22 protein-coding genes and 3 pseudogenes are annotated in these 20,755 nt (G+C 73.7%); 13 read left to right on the top strand and 12 right to left on the bottom strand.

Annotation, left to right across the window (positions count from 1 at the left end; all coding sequences use genetic code 11):
• Positions 1-44 precede the first annotated feature (44 nt).
• Positions 45-1,310, top strand: coding sequence for a TgpA N-terminal domain-containing protein (locus tag E2C04_RS06920; protein ID WP_135832060.1), 1,266 nt, complete (start codon positions 45-47; stop codon positions 1,308-1,310).
• The gene (locus E2C04_RS06915) at positions 1,286-2,278 is read left to right on the top strand and encodes a transglutaminase-like domain-containing protein (RefSeq protein ID WP_135832059.1); all 993 of its coding nucleotides are present in this window, start codon (positions 1,286-1,288) and stop codon (positions 2,276-2,278) included. The genes E2C04_RS06920 and E2C04_RS06915 overlap by 25 nt, the downstream gene beginning before the upstream one ends.
• Positions 2,279-2,364: 86 nt before the next feature.
• On the opposite strand, the gene E2C04_RS06910 is transcribed toward E2C04_RS06915, so the two are convergent.
• From E2C04_RS06910 to E2C04_RS06880, 8 genes and pseudogenes are all read right to left on the bottom strand, one after another.
• Entirely contained in the window at positions 2,365-2,796 is a 432-nt protein-coding gene (locus E2C04_RS06910) for a DUF3040 domain-containing protein (RefSeq protein WP_135832058.1), read from the bottom strand.
• 93 nt (positions 2,797-2,889) lie between these two features.
• Positions 2,890-4,042: pseudogene (dinB, locus tag E2C04_RS06905) on the bottom strand (DNA polymerase IV).
• Positions 4,043-4,111: 69 nt separating this feature from the next.
• Complete coding sequence (locus tag E2C04_RS06900) at positions 4,112-4,834, bottom strand: class I SAM-dependent methyltransferase (protein WP_135832057.1); 723 nt, start codon at positions 4,832-4,834, stop codon at positions 4,112-4,114.
• A gap of 31 nt (positions 4,835-4,865) precedes the next feature.
• Positions 4,866-5,429, bottom strand: coding sequence for an OB-fold nucleic acid binding domain-containing protein (locus tag E2C04_RS18570; protein ID WP_202977925.1), 564 nt, complete (start codon positions 5,427-5,429; stop codon positions 4,866-4,868).
• Complete coding sequence (locus E2C04_RS06895; RefSeq protein ID WP_202977924.1) at positions 5,426-8,515, bottom strand: DNA polymerase III subunit alpha; 3,090 nt, start codon at positions 8,513-8,515, stop codon at positions 5,426-5,428. Before E2C04_RS06895 ends, E2C04_RS18570 begins: the two co-directional genes overlap by 4 nt.
• Positions 8,505-8,999, bottom strand: a complete 495-nt coding sequence (locus E2C04_RS06890) for an SAV_6107 family HEPN domain-containing protein (protein WP_135832056.1) — start codon at positions 8,997-8,999, stop codon at positions 8,505-8,507. The genes E2C04_RS06895 and E2C04_RS06890 overlap by 11 nt, the downstream gene beginning before the upstream one ends.
• A gap of 21 nt (positions 9,000-9,020) precedes the next feature.
• The gene (locus E2C04_RS06885) at positions 9,021-9,416 is read right to left on the bottom strand and encodes a DUF6504 family protein (RefSeq protein WP_135832055.1); all 396 of its coding nucleotides are present in this window, start codon (positions 9,414-9,416) and stop codon (positions 9,021-9,023) included.
• 232 nt (positions 9,417-9,648) lie between these two features.
• The gene (locus tag E2C04_RS06880; RefSeq protein ID WP_135832054.1) at positions 9,649-9,963 is read right to left on the bottom strand and encodes a hypothetical protein; all 315 of its coding nucleotides are present in this window, start codon (positions 9,961-9,963) and stop codon (positions 9,649-9,651) included.
• A gap of 237 nt (positions 9,964-10,200) precedes the next feature.
• Here E2C04_RS06880 and E2C04_RS06875 point away from each other — a divergent pair, with 237 nt between their 5' ends.
• Genes E2C04_RS06875 through E2C04_RS06865 form a run of 3 tightly spaced genes read left to right on the top strand, consistent with a single transcriptional unit; the run spans position 10,201 to position 12,379 of the window.
• The gene (locus E2C04_RS06875) at positions 10,201-10,674 is read left to right on the top strand and encodes a YbaK/EbsC family protein (protein ID WP_135832053.1); all 474 of its coding nucleotides are present in this window, start codon (positions 10,201-10,203) and stop codon (positions 10,672-10,674) included.
• 14 nt (positions 10,675-10,688) lie between these two features.
• Entirely contained in the window at positions 10,689-11,042 is a 354-nt protein-coding gene (locus E2C04_RS06870; RefSeq protein WP_135832052.1) for an ArsC/Spx/MgsR family protein, read from the top strand.
• Positions 11,043-11,062: 20 nt separating this feature from the next.
• Entirely contained in the window at positions 11,063-12,379 is a 1,317-nt protein-coding gene (locus tag E2C04_RS06865; protein ID WP_135832051.1) for a phytoene desaturase family protein, read from the top strand.
• Between the two features lie 29 nt (positions 12,380-12,408).
• Here E2C04_RS06865 and E2C04_RS06860 read toward each other — a convergent pair whose 3' ends face one another.
• Positions 12,409-13,011 (bottom strand): SIMPL domain-containing protein, encoded by a 603-nt coding sequence (locus tag E2C04_RS06860; RefSeq protein ID WP_135832050.1) that lies wholly within the window; start codon positions 13,009-13,011, stop codon positions 12,409-12,411.
• 67 nt (positions 13,012-13,078) lie between these two features.
• Here E2C04_RS06860 and E2C04_RS06855 point away from each other — a divergent pair, with 67 nt between their 5' ends.
• Entirely contained in the window at positions 13,079-14,161 is a 1,083-nt protein-coding gene (locus E2C04_RS06855) for a polyprenyl synthetase family protein (protein WP_229721499.1), read from the top strand.
• A gap of 16 nt (positions 14,162-14,177) precedes the next feature.
• Here the strand turns inward: E2C04_RS06855 and E2C04_RS06850 are convergent, their stop codons facing one another.
• From E2C04_RS06850 to E2C04_RS06840, 3 genes are read right to left on the bottom strand one after another with little or no spacing between them, the layout of a single operon-like run.
• On the bottom strand, positions 14,178-14,600 hold the full coding sequence (locus tag E2C04_RS06850) for a barstar family protein (RefSeq protein ID WP_135832048.1): 423 nt from the start codon (positions 14,598-14,600) through the stop codon (positions 14,178-14,180).
• Positions 14,597-15,070, bottom strand: coding sequence for a guanyl-specific ribonuclease (locus E2C04_RS06845; RefSeq protein ID WP_229721498.1), 474 nt, complete (start codon positions 15,068-15,070; stop codon positions 14,597-14,599). Before E2C04_RS06845 ends, E2C04_RS06850 begins: the two co-directional genes overlap by 4 nt.
• 2 nt (positions 15,071-15,072) lie before the next feature.
• Positions 15,073-15,444, bottom strand: coding sequence for an Rv2175c family DNA-binding protein (locus E2C04_RS06840; protein ID WP_135832047.1), 372 nt, complete (start codon positions 15,442-15,444; stop codon positions 15,073-15,075).
• A 188-nt stretch (positions 15,445-15,632) separates the two neighbouring features.
• On the opposite strand from E2C04_RS06840, the gene pknB reads away from it, so the two are divergent.
• From pknB to aroF, 7 genes and pseudogenes are all read left to right on the top strand, one after another.
• Positions 15,633-17,306: a Stk1 family PASTA domain-containing Ser/Thr kinase gene (gene pknB, locus E2C04_RS06835; protein WP_238694469.1), complete on the top strand. Its 1,674-nt coding sequence runs from the start codon at positions 15,633-15,635 to the stop codon at positions 17,304-17,306.
• A complete protein-coding gene (locus E2C04_RS19505) occupies positions 17,270-17,680 on the top strand; it encodes a PASTA domain-containing protein (RefSeq protein ID WP_238694468.1) in 411 nt (136 codons plus the stop codon). The genes pknB and E2C04_RS19505 overlap by 37 nt, the downstream gene beginning before the upstream one ends.
• 69 nt (positions 17,681-17,749) lie before the next feature.
• Positions 17,750-18,663, top strand: a pseudogene (locus E2C04_RS21875) (deoxyribonuclease IV).
• Positions 18,660-19,085, top strand: a complete 426-nt coding sequence (locus E2C04_RS19490; RefSeq protein ID WP_238694466.1) for a DMT family transporter — start codon at positions 18,660-18,662, stop codon at positions 19,083-19,085. Before E2C04_RS21875 ends, E2C04_RS19490 begins: the two are co-directional and overlap by 4 nt.
• A complete protein-coding gene (locus E2C04_RS19485; protein WP_238694465.1) occupies positions 19,045-19,554 on the top strand; it encodes a DMT family transporter in 510 nt (169 codons plus the stop codon). The genes E2C04_RS19490 and E2C04_RS19485 overlap by 41 nt, the downstream gene beginning before the upstream one ends.
• 134 nt (positions 19,555-19,688) lie before the next feature.
• Positions 19,689-19,772 (top strand): annotated as a pseudogene (locus E2C04_RS19480) (hypothetical protein); the annotation flags it as partial.
• 73 nt (positions 19,773-19,845) lie between these two features.
• Complete coding sequence (aroF, locus tag E2C04_RS06820; protein ID WP_338088834.1) at positions 19,846-20,739, top strand: 3-deoxy-7-phosphoheptulonate synthase; 894 nt, start codon at positions 19,846-19,848, stop codon at positions 20,737-20,739.
• Positions 20,740-20,755 lie beyond the last annotated feature (16 nt).

The raw sequence follows: 20,755 nt of genomic DNA, 5'->3' as shown, positions 1-20,755 counted from the left end.
CTGCAGCGCCCTCTCTCCTTCCCCGCTCCCTGCTCACCTCGGTCGTGGCCGCCCTGACCGTGTGGGCCACGCTCCTCACCTGGATGCCGCTGAGCGAGAGCCCCGGGCCGTTCGTCGCGCCCCTGCTGCTGGTCGCCGTCGCCCTGGCCGCCACGGGGGCGACCGCCCGCTGGCGGGGGCTCCCGGTCGCCGTGGTGACGCTGCTCCAGGTCGTCGTGGGTGCCGTGCTGGTGGTGCTGCTCCTGGCCGACTCGCCGTGGCCGCTCCCCGACGCCTGGCAGAGCATCAGGGGCCAGCTCGACGCGGCGCTGACCTCCGCGGACCGCTACGCACCCCCGGTGCCGTCGGACGTGCCGTCGGTGGCTCCGCTCTTCGTGGTGGTCGGGACCGCGGCGATGGTGCTGCTCGACCTGGTCGCCATGACGTTGCGGCGGGTCGCGCTCAGCGCGGTGATCCTCCTGGCGCTGCACCTGGTGCCCGCCAACCTCGGGGTCGACGTGCCCTGGCCGGTCTTCGCGGCGGTCGCTGCCGGCTTCCTGACCCTGCTCTTCCTCGACAACGACGACCTCGTCGTGCGCTGGGGGTCGTCGTTGCCCGGTGGGGGCACGAGGCCGACGGAGGTCCCGGCCCGTCCGGCGACCAGCGCCGCCACCGCCCTGCGGATCGGGGCGGTCGCCACGGTGGGCGCGGTCGTGGTGGCGACGGTGCTCAACGCGCTCGTGCCCCGCTCCCCCATCCAGCCGTGGCGGGCCGTCGACCAGGGTCCCGACGAGCAGGTCATGCTCACCAGCCCGCTGGTCGACCTGCGCCGCGACCTCGACCGAGGCGCCGACGTCCCGTTGATGCGGGTGGTCTCCGACCGCCAGCCGTCGTACGTCCGCACGGCCGTCCTCTCCCACTTCAACGGCGAGGAGTGGAGCACGGGCGACCGCACCGCCACCCGGATCCAGGACGCCGACGGTCGCGACCTGCCGCTGCGGGGCGTCGACGCCGTGCTGCGGCGCACCAAGACGCAGTACGACTTCACGGCGACGACCGCCTTCCGATCGCGGTGGTTGCCGGTGCTGCCGCTGACCACCGACGTGCAGGCCGGCGGTGACTGGCGCTACGACGTGGACACCATGGACTTCGCCGCCTTCGACGCCGACCTCAACACCTCCCAGATGGAGTGGTCGGTGACCGGCGTCGACCTGGAGTACTCCAACGTGCTGCTGGAGCGCGCCGGGTCGGGCGTGACGAGGTCGACGAGGTCTTCACCCGGCTGCCCGAGTCGCTCCCGGCCAGCGTGGGCCGCCTGGCCGCGCAGGTGACCCGGGACGAGCCGACCCGCTACGAGAAGGCCCGTGCCCTGCAGTCGTGGTTCCGCGAGGAGTTCACCTACAGCCTGGACCGCGTGGAGACCGTCGACAACAACGCGCTGGTCGCCTTCCTCGACCCGAGTGGCCGGGTCGGCTACTGCGAGCAGTTCGCCGCCTCGATGGCGGTCATGGCGCGCACCCTCGGCATCCCTGCTCGGGTGGCGGTCGGCTTCCTGGTGCCGCGACGCATCGGGACGGCCGAGTGGGAGTTCTCCTCGCACGACCTGCACGCCTGGCCGGAGCTCTACTTCCCCGGATCCGGGTGGGTGCGCTTCGAGCCGACCCCCTCCTCGCGCGCCTCGAGCGTGCCGGAGCACACCCGTGACGAGGTGCCTCGCGACGAGCCCAGCGCCACGGCGTCGGCGACCACCTCTCCCAACACCCCCGCCCCGAGCGCCTCGGCAGCCCCCGACGAGTCGGACCCCGCCGCCCAGGAGCAGGAGCGGGACCTCGTCGACTGGGGGGCCGTCGCGACGTGGTTGCTGGTGCTGCTCGTGGTCGGGGCGCTCAGCCTGGTGCCGCAGGTGGTGCGTGGGCGACGTCGTACGAGGCGGTTGGGCCACGCGACCCCCGAGGAGCTGTGGGACGAGCTGCGCGACTCCGCGCTCGACCTGGGCCGGCTGTGGCCCGAGGGGCGCTCCCCGCGCGCCACCGGACGGACCGTGCTGGAGTGGTACCGCCCGGGCGCGGCGACCTCCGGGGAGTCCCAGCTGTCGGTCGACGAGCTGGCCGAGCGGCTCGACCGGGTGGTGGTGGCGGTGGAGCGCTCGCGCTACGACCGACCGGGGCAGCGTACGCAGGGTGACCCGACGCTGGCCGCGGACGTCGAGGCGTGCGTGGAGACGCTGGCGGCGGGCAGCGACCGCTCCACCCGGTGGAAGGCACGCTGGCTGCCGCGCTCGCTCACCCGCCGGCCCTGACCAAGCCGCAACGGCCGGGAACAGCGCCGCCCCCGTACCGACGTCGGTCAGTGCGGAGGCGGGTGCTCAGGGGGTGCGGGCGAGGCTCAGAAGCCGTCGCGACGACGACGCCAGCGCTCGTCCATGCGCTCGATGAACGAGTGGCGCGAACGGTTGTGGCGCGAGGCCTTGGGGGCCTTGGTCCGGCGACCGCCGTCGACAACGCCGAACCCCTGCGGGGTCTCGCGGAACGGGGTCGGCTCGGGCTTGCTCGGCGCTCGCAGCGCCGTCACGGCGATGGTCGCGGAGACCAGCATGATGACGAACCCGGCGACGCCCACGACGGGCAGCGCCGCAATGGCACCGGTCATGAGGACGACCACGCCGACGGCGAAGACGACCCCCGCGATGATGGCCCGACGACGGGACGCGCGGTGACCGCCCGTGCCGCGCAACGTGTGCGCGAACTTGGGGTCCTCCTCGACCAGGGCACGTTCCATCTGCTCGAGCAGTCGCAGCTCCTCTTCCGAGAGTGGCACGTTTCCTCCCACAAGTCCGAGGCGCGGAGCATCCGCAACTTCAAGTCTAGGCAGCCGTTGCCTCCCACGGTAGCCACAGAGGGAAAAACCTCGTCACCCGGCCCCTCCCAGGAGCCGGGCCGGACGGACGGCGCTCGACCCGAAACGGCGGGTGGCGCGGTCCATGGCCCGCTCCGCGTCGGACCACCCGTGCTCGCGCTCCCCCAGCTGCATCTGCCGGTGCACCTGCTCCCGCGGGACCAGGCCCTCCACCCGCACCCCCACCAGGCGGATCCGGGCCCGCTGCAGGCCCAGCGCCCGGAAGAGCATGACGGCGACCCGGTGGACCTCGACGGTGACGTCGGTGGCCTCGGTCAACGTCCTCGACCGGGTGATCGTGGTGAAGTCGGCGAAGCGGACCCGGATCGTCACCGTGCGACCGGCGACGCCTGCGCTGCGCATCCGACCGGCCACCTTGGCGCTGAGCCGCAGCATCTCGGTGACGACCACGTCGGGGTCGTCGGTGTCGCGGTCGAAGGTCCGGTCGGCCCCCATCGACCGGTCGGGCGCGTGCGGACCGCTCCGGGGGGTGAGCACCCGCTGGTCGACGCCCCAGGCCAGGGCATGCAGCTGGGCTCCGTGGACCCCACCCAGGGCGCGCTGGACCGTGCGGACCGGCGTGTGTGCCAGGTCGCCGACCGTGAAGAGCCCCAGCCGGTGCAGCTGGCCGCGCGTCTTCTCCCCCACGCCCCACAGCTCCCCCACGTCGAGGGGGTGCAGGAAGGCGGTCACCGCGTCGGGGCGGACCACGACCACGCCGTCGGGCTTGGCCCGCCGGCTGGCCAGCTTGGCCACCACCGGGGTCGCCGCCACGCCCACCGAGCAGGTGATGCGCTGCTCGTCGTGGATCGTCGAGCGGATCCGCTCCGCGATCTCCTCCGGCTCACCCAGACGACGGGCAGCGCTGGAGACGTCGAGGAACGCCTCGTCGAGCGAGATCGCCTCGACCACCGGCGTCACCTGCCGGAAGACCTCCATCACCGCGGAGGAGACCTGGTCGAAGAGCGCGAAGTCCGGCGCCAGCACCACGGCCTCGGGGCAGAGCCGTCGCGCCCGGGTCATCGGCATCGCCGAGGCCACCCCACTGCGACGGGCGAGGTAGTTGGCCGAGAGCACGACCCCACGCCCGCCGCCCCACCACGATCACCGGGACCTCGGCCAGGTCGGGTCGGTCACGGGTCGCCACGGAGGCGTAGAAGGCGTCCATGTCGACGTGCAGGACGGGGGTCGCGCTCATGCGGACCACCCGCCCGTCCGGACGGGACGCAGCGCCAGGTCAGCGCGTGGCGAGCAGGTGCACCTGGGCAGCCAGGGGCAGGTACTCCGGGCGGTCGGCCACCGCCTTCTCGAGCTCGACGAGGGCGCCGCCGGCACCGGGCTCGAGGTCGACCAGCGAGCCGGGGACCAGGTCGGCGAAGACCCGGATCGCGTGCAGCGGACCGACGGTGAAGCCGGCCCCCGCCACGAGGTCGCTGATCTCGTCGGCGGTGAAGCGGTGGCGCGGGCGCGCCCCGTCGCCGCGGGACGCGTCGCCGTCGAGCAGCTCGAGGGCCTGCTGGAAGTGGCCAGCCATCGCCCGGGCCAGGACGGCGGCGTGCCGCTGCGCGACCACCACGCTGAGGGTGCCACCCGGACGCAGCACGCGGGCGAGCGCCGCGAGCGCCTGCTCGGGGTCAGGGACCACCTCGAGGACGCCGTGGCAGAGCACCACGTCGACGCTGTCGGGCTCGACCAACGACTCGAGGCTGGAGAGCTCGCCCTGGAGCCCGGCCACGTCGACGCCACCCTCCTCGGCGCGACGGGCGAGCGCCGCCAGCGCGTCGGGGCTGGGGTCGACGACGGTGACCCGGTGCCCCAGTGCGGCGACCCGGACGGCGAAGCCACCGGTGCCGCCACCGATGTCGAGGACCTGACGCCCCTCGGCGCCGTCGAGGACTGACTCGAGCGCTCCCCACACGACGGAGGAACGGGCTGCGCTGCGTCGCTCACTGACTGACATGCCTCCCACACTAGGCCGAAGATCGTCGCGTTCATCCGGGACTCCCCGGGCTGCGGTGCCACAGGGCACGGGCCGGCAGCGTGTCGACGCCGGCGGGCTTGATGTCGGCGTACGGCGACATCCGGAAGCCGCTGCTGTGCACCAGCACCCGGCGGTGCTCCGGGCCCTGCTCGGTCACGACCGGCTGGGTCAGTCGGGCCCGCACCGCGGCCAGCCCCTCCTCGGCGGTGGGGTGGTCGCGCCACAGGGCGTGCAGCTCGGGCAGCGACCAGGCGCCGGTGGCGCGCAACGAGACCCCGCGGGGGCCCGTACGCCGGACCTCACCGCGGACGAGCAGCAGCCAGGTCGAGAAGACGGTGGAGGCGTACGGGCCCTGCGCGTCCTCGAAGAAGGTGGCGTCCACCGGACCGGTGGAGTCGTCGAGGGTCAGGAAGACCACCCGGCGTCCGGACCGGATCGGCGGGGTCTGGGTCGCGACCTTCACCCCGGCCACGAGCACCTCGGCCTTGCTGCGGCAGCGCAGCAGGTCACGGCTGCGTACAACGGTGAGGGCGTCGAGGAGCTCGGCGTACTCCGAGACCACGTGGCTGCTCACGTCGAGCCCGAGGATCTCCAGCTCGGCCGCGGTCCGCTCCCCACGCTGAGCTCGGGGAGCCCGCTGACCACAGTGACGTCGCCGTCACCGATGGCCAGGGCCAGCTGCACCGACTCCACAGGCGCCGGAGCGTGGTCGCTGCGCACCTGCGCAGCGGCCCGCGTCCGGACGTCACCCCCCACCGCCACCCGGCCACCGGTGTGCCGCCCCCGGGCCGTGCGCCGGTCGGAGCGGTCGACCCGCTCCAGCTCGGCGACCTGGAGCAGCAGGTCGCGCCGGGTGACCTGGTCGCGGAGCCCGACGCCACCGCCCGAGGTCGCGATGCGGTGGACGTCGTCGAAGGCGCCGGTGAGGACCAGGCGCTCGGCCACCGGCCGGGAGACCGGGGCCCGGTGCCACAGGTCGGCCAGCGACGCGTAGGGGCGGCCGGCGAGGATCCGGTCGACCTCGGCGTCGCTGATCCCCTTGAGCTCGGAGAGGGCGAGGCGGATCGCGTAGCCCGACGGGTCGTCGGAGGGCTCCACCATGTAGTCGCGGCCGGAGAGGTTGACGTCGAGCGGGAGCACGCCCACGCCGTACTGACGGGCGTCGTCGAGGATCAGGCGCTTGGGGTACATCCCCGGGTCGTGGGTCAGCACCCCGGCGAGGAAGTGCGCCGGCCAGTGGGTCTTGAGCCACGCTGACTGGTAGGTGGGCAGTGCGAACGCCGCCGCGTGGGCCTTGCAGAAGCCGAAGGAGGCAAAGGCGGCCAGCACCTTCCAGATCCGCTCGACGAAGGACTCCTCGTAGCCGCGGGCCAGCGCCCGGGGCACGAACCAGTCGCGCACTTGGTCGACCCCCTCACGGCTCCCCATCGCCCGGCGCTTCTCGTCGCCCTCGGCGAAGCTGACCCCGGCGAGGATCGCGAAGAGCTCGATGACCTGCTCGTGGAAGACGACCACGCCGTGGGTCTGGGCGAGGATCGGACGCAGGTCGGGGTGCAGGTAGGCGGCAGGCCTCCACCCCTGCTTGGCCTCCAGGTAGGGGGTGATCATGTCGCTCTTCACCGGACCGGGCCGGAAGAGGGAGATGTCGGTGATGATCTCCTCGAAGCTCTCGATCCCCGACTTGCCCACCAGCTCGCGCTGCCCCGGCGACTCGATCTGGAAGATGCCGAGCGTCCGGGCGCTGCTGATCAGCTCGTAGGTGGCCGGGTCGTCGAAGGGGACCTGCTCCTCGTCGTCGAGGTCGACCTCGACCTCGTCGACGCGCCGGATCTCGGCGACCGCGTGCGACATCGCCGACTGCATCCGGATGCCGAGCACGTCGAGCTTGAGCAGGCCCAGGTCCTCGACGTCGTCCTTGTCGAACTGGCTCATCGGGTAGCCCGCCGCGCTCGCCTCGACCGGGGTGCGGTCCAGCAGCGTGGCGTCGGAGAGCAGCACGCCGCAGGGGTGGACCGCGACGTGGCGCGGGAGCCCGTCGAGCCGCTCGACGAGGGCGAACATCAGGTCCAGCCGGCCCTGGGCCAGCCCGCTGGCCCGCAGCTCGGGCAGGTCCTGCAACGCCGAGCGGGCGTCCCGTGCGCGGATGTGCGGGAACGCCTTCGCGATCGCGTCGACCTCGCCCGGCGGCATGCCGAGCGCAGCACCGACGTCACGGATCGCGTGACGCACGCGGTAGGTCTCCGTCATCGAGACGCAGACGCAGCGGTCGCCCCCGAAGCGCTCCAGGATGGCCTCGTAGACCTCGCCCCGCCGGGCGGACTCGACGTCGACGTCGATGTCGGGAAGCGACGAGCGCAACGGCGAGAGGAACCGCTCCATCAGCAGGTCGTGGCGCAGCGGGTCGACCCCTGAGATCCCGAGCAGGTAGTTGACCAGGCTGCCGGCGCCCGAGCCACGGGCAGCGCAGCGCACCCCCATGTCACGGATCAGGTCGGTGACCTCGTTGACGGCGAGGAAGTAGGAGGCGTAGCCCAACGACTCGACCACCTCGAGCTCGTCGTGCAGCCGTTTCCAGATCCGCTGCCGGGGCGCGGAGCCGTAGCGCCAGGCGAGCGCCGACTCGCAGCGGGCACGGAGCTGGACGTCGGCCGGCGTGGCCCCGACCCCGTCGGTCGCCACGCCGCTACGACGCACCACCTCGAACTCCGGGAAGTGGACCTGGCCGATGCCCAGGTCGTCGCGCGGGTCCAGCGCGCACTCCTCCCCCAGCGACCGGGTCCGGGCCAGCAGGCGCGCGGCACCGTCCTGCCCCCAGCCGGCGGCGCGGGAGACCTCGTCGGCGACCTCGGCCATCTGGGGACCGGACTTGAGGTGCCCCTCGGCGTTGCCGCGGTCGAGGTGGCGCTGGTCGAGCGGCACCAGGCGGCGCGCCGCGTCGAGCACGTCGACCGTGGGCGCGTCGCTGCGGCGCGCGTGGCGCACCGCGTTGCTCAGCACCGTCTCCACGCCGGCCTCGGCCGCCAGCCCCGCCATCCGAGCGGCGTGGGGCGTGCTGCCCGGGCCCCAGCCCTGCTCGGTGGCCCCGAGCAGGTGCGAGACCAGCTCGACACGGAGGTTCTCCCGACCCACCGCCCGGGACCAGCGCGAGAGGTGCTCCCGGGCCAGGTCGTCGCGACGGGTGGTCACCGCCGACCCGACCTCCGAGCCGGGGCCGAGCAGCACCACCAGGTGCCCTCCGGCCACGTGCGGCAGCAGCGTCTCGGTGTCGGCCACGGGCACGCCCCGCTCGCCACCGAGGTGGACGTCGGAGACGAGTCGACACAGGGCTGCCCAGCCGAGGCGGTCGCGCGCCAGCACCGTCACCCTGGGCCAACGGTCCTCGCGGTAGGCGCCGCCACGCACCGGCGTACGCCCGCGGGAGGGACGCACCGGCGCGGACGGCCGGACGGCGACGTCCACCCCCAGCACCGGTCGGATGCCTGCGCGCGCAGCGGCCTTGGCGAACTTCACCGCCCCGTAGGTGCCGTCCCGGTCAGTGAGGGCCAGCAGGTCCATCCCCCACTCGGCGGCCCGTTCGACCAGGGCCGAGGGGTGCGAGGCGCCGTACTGCAGGGAGTGCCCTGACGCGACGTGGAGGTGGACGAAGGGGTCACGCGGCACCGGTCCGCTCCGACCATCCGGGCTCGGCCACCGTCAGTCGGACAGCCTCGGGCGCGTGGGGCATCAGGCCGAGCGCCGACTCCACCACCGCGAGGAAGCGGTCGGCGTCACGCACCAGGTCGTCGGCCTCGCGCTCCGTCGCCGCCCGCAGCGACCCCGCCTCGGCGGCGGCACGCTTGCTCGCACCGGCCGCGAAGAAGGTCGCCCACTCGGTGAGCTCCGGGGCCACCTCGGCCAGGAGCACCCAGGCGTTCTTCTGCCGTCGCCGGCTCGGGGTGGGAAGGGCCCGGGCCGCCAGGAGCGCGGCCGCGGCCCGCAGGGCGGCGACGTGGGCGCACGCGTAGCGCGTCGGCACGTCGGGAGCCGTCACCGCCTCGCGCAGCGAGGTGGTGGCGCGGGTCAGGTAGGAGTGGGTGGCGGCCGGCAGCAGGTGCAGGTCACCGCCGGGTCGCACCGGGGCGGGAGCAGGTCGTGAGTCGTTCATCGTCGTCCTCCGAATCTCGGGTCAGTCCAGGCAACCCACGAGCTGCCAGCGCCCGTCGATCGCGTCGTAGGAGAGGTCGAAGACCCCACTGGTCGGCCCCTCCTGGGGCTCGCGCGCCACGGGCCTGCCGGCCTCCACGCGCCAGAACTCGCGCTCGGCGAGCAGGTCGCCCTCGAGCTCGTCCCAGTCGCGCTGGTGCGGGAGGTGGTCGGCCTCGCCGACCTCCGCCCCGATCACCGAGCGGGCCCGGGACGACTGCCACCAGGGGCCGGTCTCCACCCACCGGGCCACCACGCTGCGCACCTTCCACACACGTCCGTGCCACAGGAACTGCTCGGGCGCCTCGAGCGACTGCTCGCTCCCCTGCCCGGCCACCTGTCCCCGACGGACCTCCACCGGGTCGTCGTACCGCCTCATGACGTCCTCCTCCGCAGTCAACGACCCCTGGCTGGCCCCGGCGGTGGTGGGGGTCGAGGTCACCACCACCGAGACCAATTCGAACACGTGTTCGAACAAGGAGAACGGTACACCCGGCCACCGACAACTGGTCAACAACGAAGTTCTGCAGGCTCAGGGCAGCACGACGGAGGCCGACCACCCGGTGCGGGTGGTCGGCCTCCGTGCGCGTCGTGGACGGGAGCCGGGCGGCTCAGACCTCGCGGAAGTAGCGCGTGGTGCTCGGGTGCAGCAGGAAGACGAGGAGCAGGACGCAGAGCACGATCATCACGCCCGAGAGCACCGTGAAGAGCGTCGGGATGCCGCTGGCGATGCTGAGCACCGCCAGGAAGATCCCGAAGACGGCGATCACGCCCAGGCAGACCCGCGCCCAGGTGAAGCCCTCACGGAAGAAGACCGCCATCACGCCCAGCAGCATCAGCAGGACCACGAACGAGGTCACCACCACCGGCACGAAGCCGGGCACCGACAAGGTGGTCTCGACGGCCTCGATGCCACCCTCACGCATGAGCTCGCGCGCACCGGCGTTGCCCTCGGCCCAGGCGACGACCAGGTCGCTGCGGAAGACCCACGTCAGGAGCGTGATCAGTCATGACACGACGGACAGGGCGAGCACCACGCGCAGCGCGTGATCGACCGAGGCCGGTCGTTCGGTCATGGGGGTCCTCCAGGGTGGGGCACGAGCGCGGACACGCCTCGTCGCGGCGTCCGTGACGCCGGCCGTGACGCGCGTTAGGGTCCCGGCATGACGAGTGAGCACGAGTCGATCGCGGCGTTCCGCGCCGAACATGCCCTCCGCAACGGTACCGGCGACGTGGTGGTGCTGCCTGCATCGGTGCACACCGCAGCGCTCGCGGCCGAGGCGCTGGGCTGCGAGGTCGGTGCCATCGCCAACAGCCTGCTCTTCACGGCCGACGGGTCCCCCGTGCTGCTGCTCACCTCGGGAGCCCACCGGGTCGACGTGGCGAAGGTGGCACGCGACCTGGGCGTCGACCGCCTCGAGCGCGCCACCCCCGACTTCGTCCGCACCCACACCGGGCAGGTGATCGGCGGCGTCTCCCCCTTCGCCCACCCCGCTCCGGTTCCGACCTGGATCGACACCTGGCTGCAGCGCCACGACGTGGTCTGGGCCGCTGCCGGCCATCCCTCCGCGGTCTACTCCACGACGTACGAGGAGCTGCGCACGATGACCGGGGCGGTGCCGCTCGACGTGGAGTGAGGCACAGTGACGCCATGGAGATCTGGCTCAACCCGGCCTGCAGCAAGTGCCGCACCGCGCTCAGCACCCTTGACGAGGCAGGCGTCGACTACACCGTCCGGCGCTACCTCGACGACCTCCCCACCGCCGCCGAGCTGGGCGAGGTCGTGACCCGCCTCGGCCTCGAGCCGTGGGACCTGGCGCGCCCCAAGGAGGCCCGCGAGGCCGGGATCGACCTGCCCAAGGACGCCGCCCACCGTCAGGAGTGGCTCGAGGCGATGGCCGCCTCGCCGCGCACCATCCAGCGCCCGATCCTGACCGCGGCCGACGGGACCACCGTGGTGGGCCGCGACCCCGAGTCGCTGGCCAGGGTCATCGCCGCCGAGTAGGCCGCCGCTACCCTCGGCGCATGCACGTGGTGGTCGTCGGCGGAGGCTTCGGTGGCATGGCGGGCGCGGCGCGCCTGGCCAAGCTCGGCCACTCGGTGACCCTGCTCGACCGTGCCCCGACGCTCGGCGGCGCGCTCGGACAGCTCACGCACGAGGAGTTCACCTTCGACACCGGCCCCTCCACGACGTTGCTGCCCGCCGTCGTCCGTGACCTCTTCCGCAAGTCCGGGCGCCCCCTGGAGCGCGAGGTCGAGCTGGTCCCCGTCGAGGTGATCCGCGAGCACCGCTTCACCGACGGCACCTCGCTCTCCCTCACCGGCGGCTCCCGCGCCGCGCAGAAGCACGCCTTCGAGGCCCTCGGCGCGGGGCTCGGCAGCCAGTGGGTCGCCTACGTCGACGAACTCGGCGAGGTCTGGGAGCGGGTGCGCAAGGACTACCTCGAGCGCCCGTGGGACCCCGCGCTCGCGCACCGCGACGCCGCGGCCCTGCTCAAGGCCCGTACGACGCTCGCCCGGACCTTCCGGCGGGCCTTCGGTGACGACCGGCTCGCCCTCGTCGCCGGCCACCCCTTCACCGCCGAGGGCCACGACCTCGCCCGGGTGCCGGCGTGGCTCGGCACCGTCTCCTACGTCGAGCAGAAGTTCGGCGCGTGGACCGTCGAGGGCGGCCTGGGCGGCCTCGCCGCGGTGCTGACGAAGCGCCTGGCCACCCGCAAGGTGGACGTCCGCACCTCCACCCCCGTGCACGACCTGGTCGTCTCCGACGGGCGGGTGCGGGCCGTGCGCACCGACGCCGGCGACGTCGAGGCCGACGCGGTCGTCTGCGCCGTCGACCCCCACCACTTCCCGGCGCTGCGGCCCCTCGTGCGGCGTACGACGTCGACCTCCCTGCCGACGCTGACCCACCTGGGCGTCGCGGGCGAGCTGCCCGCGTGGGTGGCCGCAGCCGGGGAGACCGTGCTGCACGGCCGCTCCGGCGAGCCCACCCTGGTCCTGCGCCACGGCGGCTCGGCCCCCGATGGCCACGCCGTGCTCACCGTCCAGCACCGTGGCCCCGCCACCGGCGACGTCGTCGAGCTGCTCGCCCGTCGCGGCGTCGACCTGCGCGGCCGGGTGGTCACCCGCCTGGAGCGCTCCCCCGCCGACCTCGCCGAGGCGTGGGGCGGCTCCCCGCTGGGCATGCAGTGGCGCGGCCGGGCGACCGTACGCCGTCGGCTCGGCCCCACCACGCCCGTCGCCGGCCTCTACGCCGCGGGCGCCCATGCGACCCCGGGAGCGGGCCTGCCCTTCACCGGCCTCTCCGGCTCGCTGGTGGCGCAGGCGATCGGCCCGGCCTGACGGCGCGGAAGCCGACCGGTCCCAGACCCTCAGACCAGCTGCCAGGTGCCGCTGACCTGCACCCGGACCTCCTGCTCGCCGGGCTCGAGGCTGACCTGGGCCGCGGCCCGAGCGTACTGCGCGCCCTCCTGACCGGGGCCCGCCTGTCCCTCCTGGATGGCCACCAGGTCACCCAACGCCGCGCCTCCGAGCCCGGCGAGGTGCTCGGCCCGCGCCCGGGCATCGGCGAACGCCAGCTCGCGCGCCCTGGCCACCGCCTCGGAGGGGTCACCGACCTCCAGTGCGACCGCGTCGACCCGAAGGGCGTCGCCGACACGCTCGGCGAGCGCGGATAGGAGGGCCGAGGCCGAGGCGAGGTCGTCGCAGACGATGCGCGTCTGGTGGCTGGCCTCGAAGCCGTCGGGGCGCCCCTGCTGGTCGTGGTGCGGCCAGACCTGCACGCCGGTGGTCGCGACCTGCCCGGGCTCGGTGTGGGCGCGGACGACCTCGCTGACCGCGCGCCCGGCCGGGTCCAGCCCGGCGACCGCCTCGGCGACGCCGGCGGCACGGTGGCTCACGGCGACCCGGACGACGGCCCGGTCGGGGACCGCGGAGGCGGCGCCGATGCCGGTGACGGTGACAGTCCTCTGCATGCCGGCCAGCGTAGCCAGACCTGACGCAGGTGGGACGACCCTCGCCCGGGTGGCTAGGCTCGGGGCCGTGCCCGCGCCGACCCAGCCTGCCGAGTGGGACGCCGCGGCGTTCCGCACCGCCCTCCAGACCACGTTGGACGAGTTCCTCGACGAGCAGGAGGCGCGCCTGGCGCCGCTCGGCCCCGACGCCACCCGTCTGCTCACGGAGGCCCGGACCGCCCTCGACGGCGGCAAGCGCTTCCGGGCCGCCTTCTGCTGGTGGGGCTACCGCGCGGTCCGTCCCGAGGTCGAGGACGAGCGCGCCCTGCTGCGTGCCTGCGCCGCGATGGAGCTGCTCCAGGCCAGCGCCCTGGTCCACGACGACCTGATGGACGCCTCCGACACCCGTCGCGGTCGCCCCGCGACCCACAAGGCGCTGGAGGCCGAGCACGTGGCGGCCGGCTGGCGGGGCAACGCCGAGCAGTACGGCGCCGCGGCGGCGATCCTGCTGGGCGACCTGCTGCTGGCCTGGTCCGGTGAGCTGCTGCGTCGCTGCGGCCTCCCCTTCGAGCGCGTGGCTCCGGCCCTGGAGGTCTTCGCGCTCTGCCGTACCGAGGTGATCGCGGGACAGTTCCTCGACGTGTCGGTGCAGGCACGTGCCCACGCCGACGTCGAGACCGCGATGACGGTGCTGCGCTACAAGTCGGCCAAGTACTCGATCGAGCGTCCGCTGCACATCGGGGCCGCGTTGGCCGGGGCGAGCGAGCAGCAGCTCGACCAGCTCACCGAGTTCGGCCTGCCGCTGGGTGAGGCGTTCCAGCTGCGCGACGACCTCCTCGGCGTCTTCGGCGACCCGGCCACCACCGGCAAGCCTGCCGGCGACGACCTGGTCGAGGGCAAGCGCACCGTGCTCGTGGCCCTGGCCCTGGACGGGGCCGACGAGGCCGGGGCGGCCACCCTCGACGCGGCGCTCGGCTCGCCGCTGGACGAGGCCCGGGTGGAGGAGCTGCGCACGCTGATCGAGGGCTCGGGGGCCCACGCGGCGGTCGAGCAGATGATCACCGACCTGTCGGACCGCGCCGTGGCCCGGCTCGACGCGGCCGGCTTCGACCCGGGCGCGACGGCCACGCTGCGTACGCTGGCAGCGCTCGCCACCCAGCGCGTGCTCTGAGGCGGCTGCCGGCTGCTCAGTCCAGCAGCCCGAGCCCGACGACCTCGGGGCCCGCGCCGCGCAGCAGCACGGCGAAGGGTGGGCGCACGGCGTCGTCGGCACGCTCGGAGAAGATCTGCAGCAGGGTGGCGAACGTGCGCTCGTCCTCGCGGGCCAGCAGGCCCCATTCGTCCCAGAGCAGGAGCGTGGGCCCGGCGAGGTCGTCGAGCAGGTCGGCGAGCGCGTCGAGGTTCTGCCCGTAGGTCGCCGGGAACTCCAGCGCGACCCCCAGCGCGGCCAGGAGCTCGCGCTTCGTGGCTGCCGCCACGCCGTCGACGTGGTGGAACGACCAGTGCGCGGCGTGCACGACACTGGCGACCTGGTCGACGTCGTACGCCGCCTCCCAGCGGTAGACGCCTGCGGGGTGGCGCCGGGCGAGCAGGGGCGCCAGGCCACTCATCGCAGGATCCTCGCGAAGCTCTCGTAGTGGTCGGCGGTCCAGTAACGCTGACCGGCCTGGCCGGTCACGATCCGGCGGGCGCCGCGGTGGTCGATCCCCGGCGTCGGCACGGTGTACTCCCGGTAGTAGCCGCGGGGCCGGGCCGGCAGCCGCCCCTCGAAGTTGCCGAAGCGCGATCCGTCCTTGTCGGGATGGGCGAAGGGACCGCCGGCGTCGATGAGGTCGAGGACCCGCCGGGCCTCCCGCGGCAGCTCGGCGGCCCGCACGGTCGGCAGGCCGTCCTCGTCCTCTCCCGCCCCGGGCTGGACAGGGCCGAAGGTCGAGGGGCCGGTGGGCAGCCCCGATGAGGGCGCCGAGGCTCCCGGGGTGGGCCGCGACGAGGAGTCCGGCTCGCCGCCGGGCTGGAACCACCACAGCGCCAGGACTAGGGCGAGCCCCGCCAGCAGGGCCCACGGGGAGCGGCGCAGCACGGTCAGAAGGCCATCGACTGGGCCCGGCGCTTGACCTCAGAGCCGCGGTTCTCACGCAGCGCGTCGATCGGGCGGCCGGGCAGGTCGAGGTCCGTGAAGAGCCAGGCGATGCACTCGCGGTCGTCGTAGCCGCCGTCGTGCAGCACGGTCAGCAGGCCGGGGAGTCCCTTCACGACCTCGCCGTCCTGGAGGAAGTCGGCCGGGACCTGCTGCCCGGCGCCGGGACGCGGCACCGCAGCGGCGAGCTCGTGCTCACGGATCATCGTGCGCACCCGCCCCACCGAGACGCCCAGCTGGGCGGCCGCACCTGCCCAGTCGATCCATGCGGGGACGAGGGCGTCGAGGTCTGCCGAGGCGAGGGGTCCGTCGTTCATGGGGCCATCGTGCCACTCCGGCGCGCCACGCCGGAACTGGACAGCGGGCGCCGCGATTCAGGGGCCGATCACTACGATTGCCCCACGGCCGGCCCTGCCCAGGCGTCGCCGACCGTGCCAGCCCGAGTTCCCCGTCCCCGGAGGTCACGATCGTGGAGTCAGACGAGTCCACGCGTCAGCGTGCCGCCGTGGATCCCCACGATCCCCTGCTCGGGCGGGTCCTCGACGGGCGCTACCGGATCGTGCGTCGCATCGCCCGCGGCGGCATGGCCGGCGTGTACGAGGCGGTGGACCTCCGCCTGGAGCGCACCGTCGCGGTGAAGGTGATGCACTCCGGCCTCGGCGACGGCAACGACTTCGCCCAGCGGTTCGTCCGCGAGGCGCGTGCCGCCGCCCAGCTCTCCCACCCCCACGTCGTCGCGGTCTACGACCAGGGCGAGGACGCGGGCACCGTCTTCCTGGCCATGGAGTACGTGCCCGGGCGGACGCTGCGCGACGTGATCCGTGACGAGGCCCCGATGCCGCCGCTGCGCGCACTCGGCCTGGTCGAGCCGGTGCTCGGCGCCCTGGCCGCAGCCCACCGGGCCGGGATCGTGCACCGCGACGTCAAGCCGGAGAACGTGCTGATCGGCGAGGGTGGCGACTCCCCCACGATCAAGGTCGCCGACTTCGGGCTCGCGAAGGCCGTCAGCGCCACGAGCAGCCACACCGCCACCGGTGTGGTCATCGGCACCGTCTCCTACCTCGCCCCCGAGCTCGTCGTGCAGGGCCAGGCCGACGCCCGGGCCGACGTGTACGCCGTCGGCGTGCTGCTCTACGAGCTCCTCACCGGCACCAAGCCGCACGAGGGCGACTCCCAGATCCAGGTCGCCTACAAGCACGTGCACGAGGACGTCCCCGCCCCGTCGGCCCGGGTGCCCGGGCTGCCGGCGTACGTCGACGCCCTGGTCGCGCGAGCCACCGCCCGTGACCGCGACCAGCGCCCGGCCGACGCGGGCGTGCTCCTGCACCAGGTGCGGCGCGTCGCCCAGACCCTGCGTGACGGCGTCCTCGACGACCCCGAGCTCGAGGCGGACCTGCGCCCCCTGCCGGTCGTCGCGCCGCTGCCGGTCGAGCTGGAGGCCGACGCCGACGGCTTCGCCGACCTGGAGTCACCGGTGGAGCGCACGGCCGTCGCTGCCGCGCCGGTGGGCGCCGCGGCCGCGCGTCCGACCCACGACGAGCTCCCGGTCAGCGACCGCACCCAGCAGATCCAGCTCCCTCCGGACGAGACCGCCGTCGCCTCTGCTCCGGGCATCACGCGCCTGCCGGCCCCCCGGCCCGACCTGCCCCGTGAGCCGCGCACCCGCCGACGCTCGCGTCGCGGACCGATCCTGCTCCTGCTCGCGCTGCTCCTCGTGGTGGGCGTCGGTGTGGGCTCCTGGTGGTTCGGCTTTGCCCGCTACACCACCACGCCGTCGGTGCTCGGCATGAACCGGGCCGAGGCCACGGCGGCCCTCGAGCAGGCGGGCCTCGAGGTCGAGGTGGGCGACCCGTCCTACAGCGAGGACGTGCCGGTCGACGACGTCGTCGCCACGGACCCCGGCCCCGGCGACCGGGTGCTCCCCGGTGAGACCGTCACGCTCTCCCTCTCCCAGGGGCCCGAGCGCTACGACGTGCCCAAGCTGGCCGGACTGTCGGTCGACGACGCCCAGCGCGCGCTGGAGGAGACGAAGCTCGAGTTCGGCCGTCAGGTCGACAAGTACCACGACAGCGTGCCCGAGGGCAGGTCATCTCCAGCAACCCGAAGGCCGGCACCACGCTGCGCCCGGCACACGCGGTCAACGTGGTGGTCAGCAAGGGCCGCGAGCCGGTGGAGCTGACCGACTGGACCGGCAAGAAGGCGGCCGCCGCCACCAAGGCGCTGCGCGGGGCCGGGCTCGAGGTGGAGACCGAGGAGGTCTTCGACAACGACGTGGCCGAGGGCGTGGTGATCAGCCAGAGCCCCACCACCGGAACTCTCTACAAGGGCGACGCCGTGAAGCTGGTCGTCTCCAAGGGCCCCGAGCTGGTGCAGATGCCCCGCGTCATCGCCCAGGGGCAGCAGGCCGCCAAGGAGCGGCTCGAGGCGCTCGGCTTCACCGTCAAGATCGAGCGGTCCGGCCAGTACATCGGCCTGGGCTTCGTGCTGAGCAGCGACCCGGGCGCCGGCGAGATGGTGCCCAAGGGCTCCACGGTCACGCTCTTCCTGATCTGATCCGGTCCTCGCCCGGGCTGGGGCGGCCCACCCTGAGCCCTGACCGTGACCCCGCCCTAGAGTTGTCCGGTGCAGCAGTCCTCCCCCCTCACCCGTGACGAGTCCGCCCTCCGCAACCCCGTCGGCACCCACGTCCAGGTCGGCAAGGGCCTGGTCGCCGGCGCCCTGGCCAGCGCCGACGAGCTGGGCGCGGAGACGATCCAGGTCTTCCTCGGCAACCCGCGCGGCTGGGCCCACTCGGCCGGCGACCCGCGGGTCGACGCGGCCTTCCGCGACGCCACCGCCGAGCGCGGCATGCGCGTCTTCGTGCACGCGCCCTACCTGGTGAACCTCGGCTCCCCCACGCCCGCGACGTACGAGAAGTCGGTCGCGATCCTCGCCCACAACCTGCGCCGGGCCGCCGAGATCGGCGCCGAGGGCGTCGTCGTCCACACCGGCTCCTTCGTCGACCCCACCGACAGCGAGGAGCGGTACGCAGCGGCCATGCGCCAGGTGCGCGACGGCCTGCTGCCGATCCTCGAGGCGCTCGGGGACGAGGACGCCCCGTGGCTGCTGCTGGAGCCGACGGCCGCCAGGGCCGCAGCCTGTGTGCCGGGGTCGAGGACCTCGCCCCCTACCTCGCTGCCGTGGACGACCACCCGCGGGCCGGCATCTGCCTCGACACCTGCCACGTCTTCGCCGCCGGGGCACCGCTCGACGAGGAGGGCGGGGCGACCGCCACCGTCGACCGGATCGTCGAGATCGGCGGCGCCGGACGCCTGCGCCTGGTGCACGCCAACGACTCGATGGACGTCCGCGGCGCCTTCAAGGACCGCCACCAGCGCATCGGCGAGGGCCACATCGGCACGGGCGCGTTCAGCGAGCTCTTCGCCCACCCGGCCATGGAGGGCGTGCCCTTCATCCTTGAGACGCCCGGCTCGCGCGACGAGGGCAACGCCGACATCCCGCTGCTCAAGGCGCTGCGCGAGGCTGCGCACGCATGAGCCGTCGCGGAACCCTCGTCGCGACCCTGGCCCTGGTCGCGATGACGGCCTCGTGGGGGTCGACCTTCTACCTGATCAAGGACCTGCTCGACCGGGTCCCCACCCTCGACTTCCTGGCCGTGCGCTTCGCGATCGCGAGCCTGGCCATGGTGCTGGTCGCGCCGCGCGCGCTCGGCAGGCTGTCGCGCGAGTCGCGGCGGCACGCCCTCGTCCTGGGCCTCCTCTACGGGGTCGCCCAGATCCTGCAGACCGCCGGACTGGCGCACACCGCCGCGAGCGTCAGCGGCTTCGTGACCGGCATGTACGTCGTGCTCACGCCCATCTTCGCGGCCCTGCTGCTGCGCACACCGGATCACTGCGGTCACCTGGCTCGCGGTGGCGATGGCGACAGCCGGCCTGTGGGTGCTGACGATGCGGGGTGAGTTCGCGCTCGGCTACGGCGAGTCCCTCACCCTGGTGGCGGCCGCCCTCTACGCCCTGCACATCGTCGGGCTCGGCGCCTGGTCGCGCCCGGAGCAGGCCATGGGGATGTCGATCGTCCAGCTGATGGTGATCACCGTGGTCTGCTTCGTGGCCACCGTGCCCGACGGCATCGTGCTGCCCTCGACCACGCAGGACTGGACCTCGATGCTCTACATGGCGCTGGTCGCCGGCGCCGCCGCGCTCTTCGTCCAGACCTGGGCCCAGGCCCACCTGCCACCCACGCGCTGCGCCATCATCATGAGCATGGAGCCGGTCTTCGCGGCTGCCTTCGCGGTCGCCCTGGGCGGTGAGTCGCTCACCTCCCGGCTGCTCGTCGGCGGCGCCCTGGTGCTCGCCGCGATGCTGGTCGTCGAGCTGGTCGGGCAGCGCCGACCGATCGAGGGCGAGGTCACCCACCTCACGGTCTGAGCCACGTCACGGTCTGAGGCGGGGACGCGCGGCGGCGTCTTGCCGCCCGCACGGTGGCCCGGGAGGGTCGCCGCGGTCCGCTAGCGTGCGCCTCGTACGCCCCGGGCCGGGGCAGCAGGTCAGGAGGTGGTCACATGGTCGTCGTGATGTCCCCCGACGCCACCGACCAGGACATCGCCCACGTCGTCGAGCGGGTCGAGTCCGTCGGCGGCAGGGCCTTCGTCTCGAAGGGGGTGGAGCGCGCGATCATCGGCCTGGTCGGAGACATCGAGTCGTTCCACCACTCTCAACCTGCGCACCCTGCGTGGGGTCGCCGCGGTCCACCGGATCTCCGACCCCTACAAGCTCGTGAGCCGCCAGCACCACCCCCAGCGTTCGACCGTCTGGGTCGGCCCTGCGGGCCACCAGGTGCCGATCGGTCCCGACACCTTCACGTTCATCGCCGGGCCGTGCGCCGTCGAGTCGCCCGAGCAGACGGTCGACGCCGCGCGGATGGCCGCGTCGGCGGGCGCAACCCTGCTGCGCGGAGGGGCGTACAAGCCGCGCACCTCCCCCTACGCCTTCCAGGGGCTGGGGATCGAGGGCCTGCAGATCCTGGCCTCGGTGCGCGCCAGCACCGGCCTGCCCATCGTGACCGAGGTCGTCGACGCCCGCGACGTCGAGACCGTCGCCGACGACGCGGACATGCTCCAGGTCGGCACCCGCAACATGGCCAACTTCGGCCTGCTCCAGGAGGTCGGGCGCGCCGGCAAGCCGGTCCTGCTCAAGCGTGGAATGACGGCCACCATCGAGGAGTGGCTGATGGCGGCGGAGTACATCGCCCAGCGCGGCAACCTCGACATCGTGCTCTGCGAGCGCGGCATCCGCACCTTCGAGCCGGCCACCCGCAACACCCTCGACATCTCGGCGATCCCGGTGGTGCAGGCGCTCAGCCACCTGCCGATCATCGTGGACCCCTCGCACGCGGCCGGGCGCAAGGACCTGGTCGTCCCGCTGACCCGGGCCTCGATCGCGGTCGGCGCCGACGGGGTCATCGTCGACGTGCACCCCACGCCCGAGACGGCGCTGTGCGACGGCCCGCAGGCGCTGCTCGGCTCGGAGCTGCGCGACCTGGCCCAGGTGGTGCGGCAGCTGCCGAAGGTGATGGACCGGCTCGACGCCTCGGCCCTGGTGCGCCGCAGCTGACCTGTCGCCACCGACA

The organism is Nocardioides daphniae (assembly GCF_004777465.1).
Lineage (GTDB): Bacteria > Actinomycetota > Actinomycetes > Propionibacteriales > Nocardioidaceae > Nocardioides > Nocardioides daphniae.
This window is presented reverse-complemented; position numbering and strand designations above follow the sequence as displayed.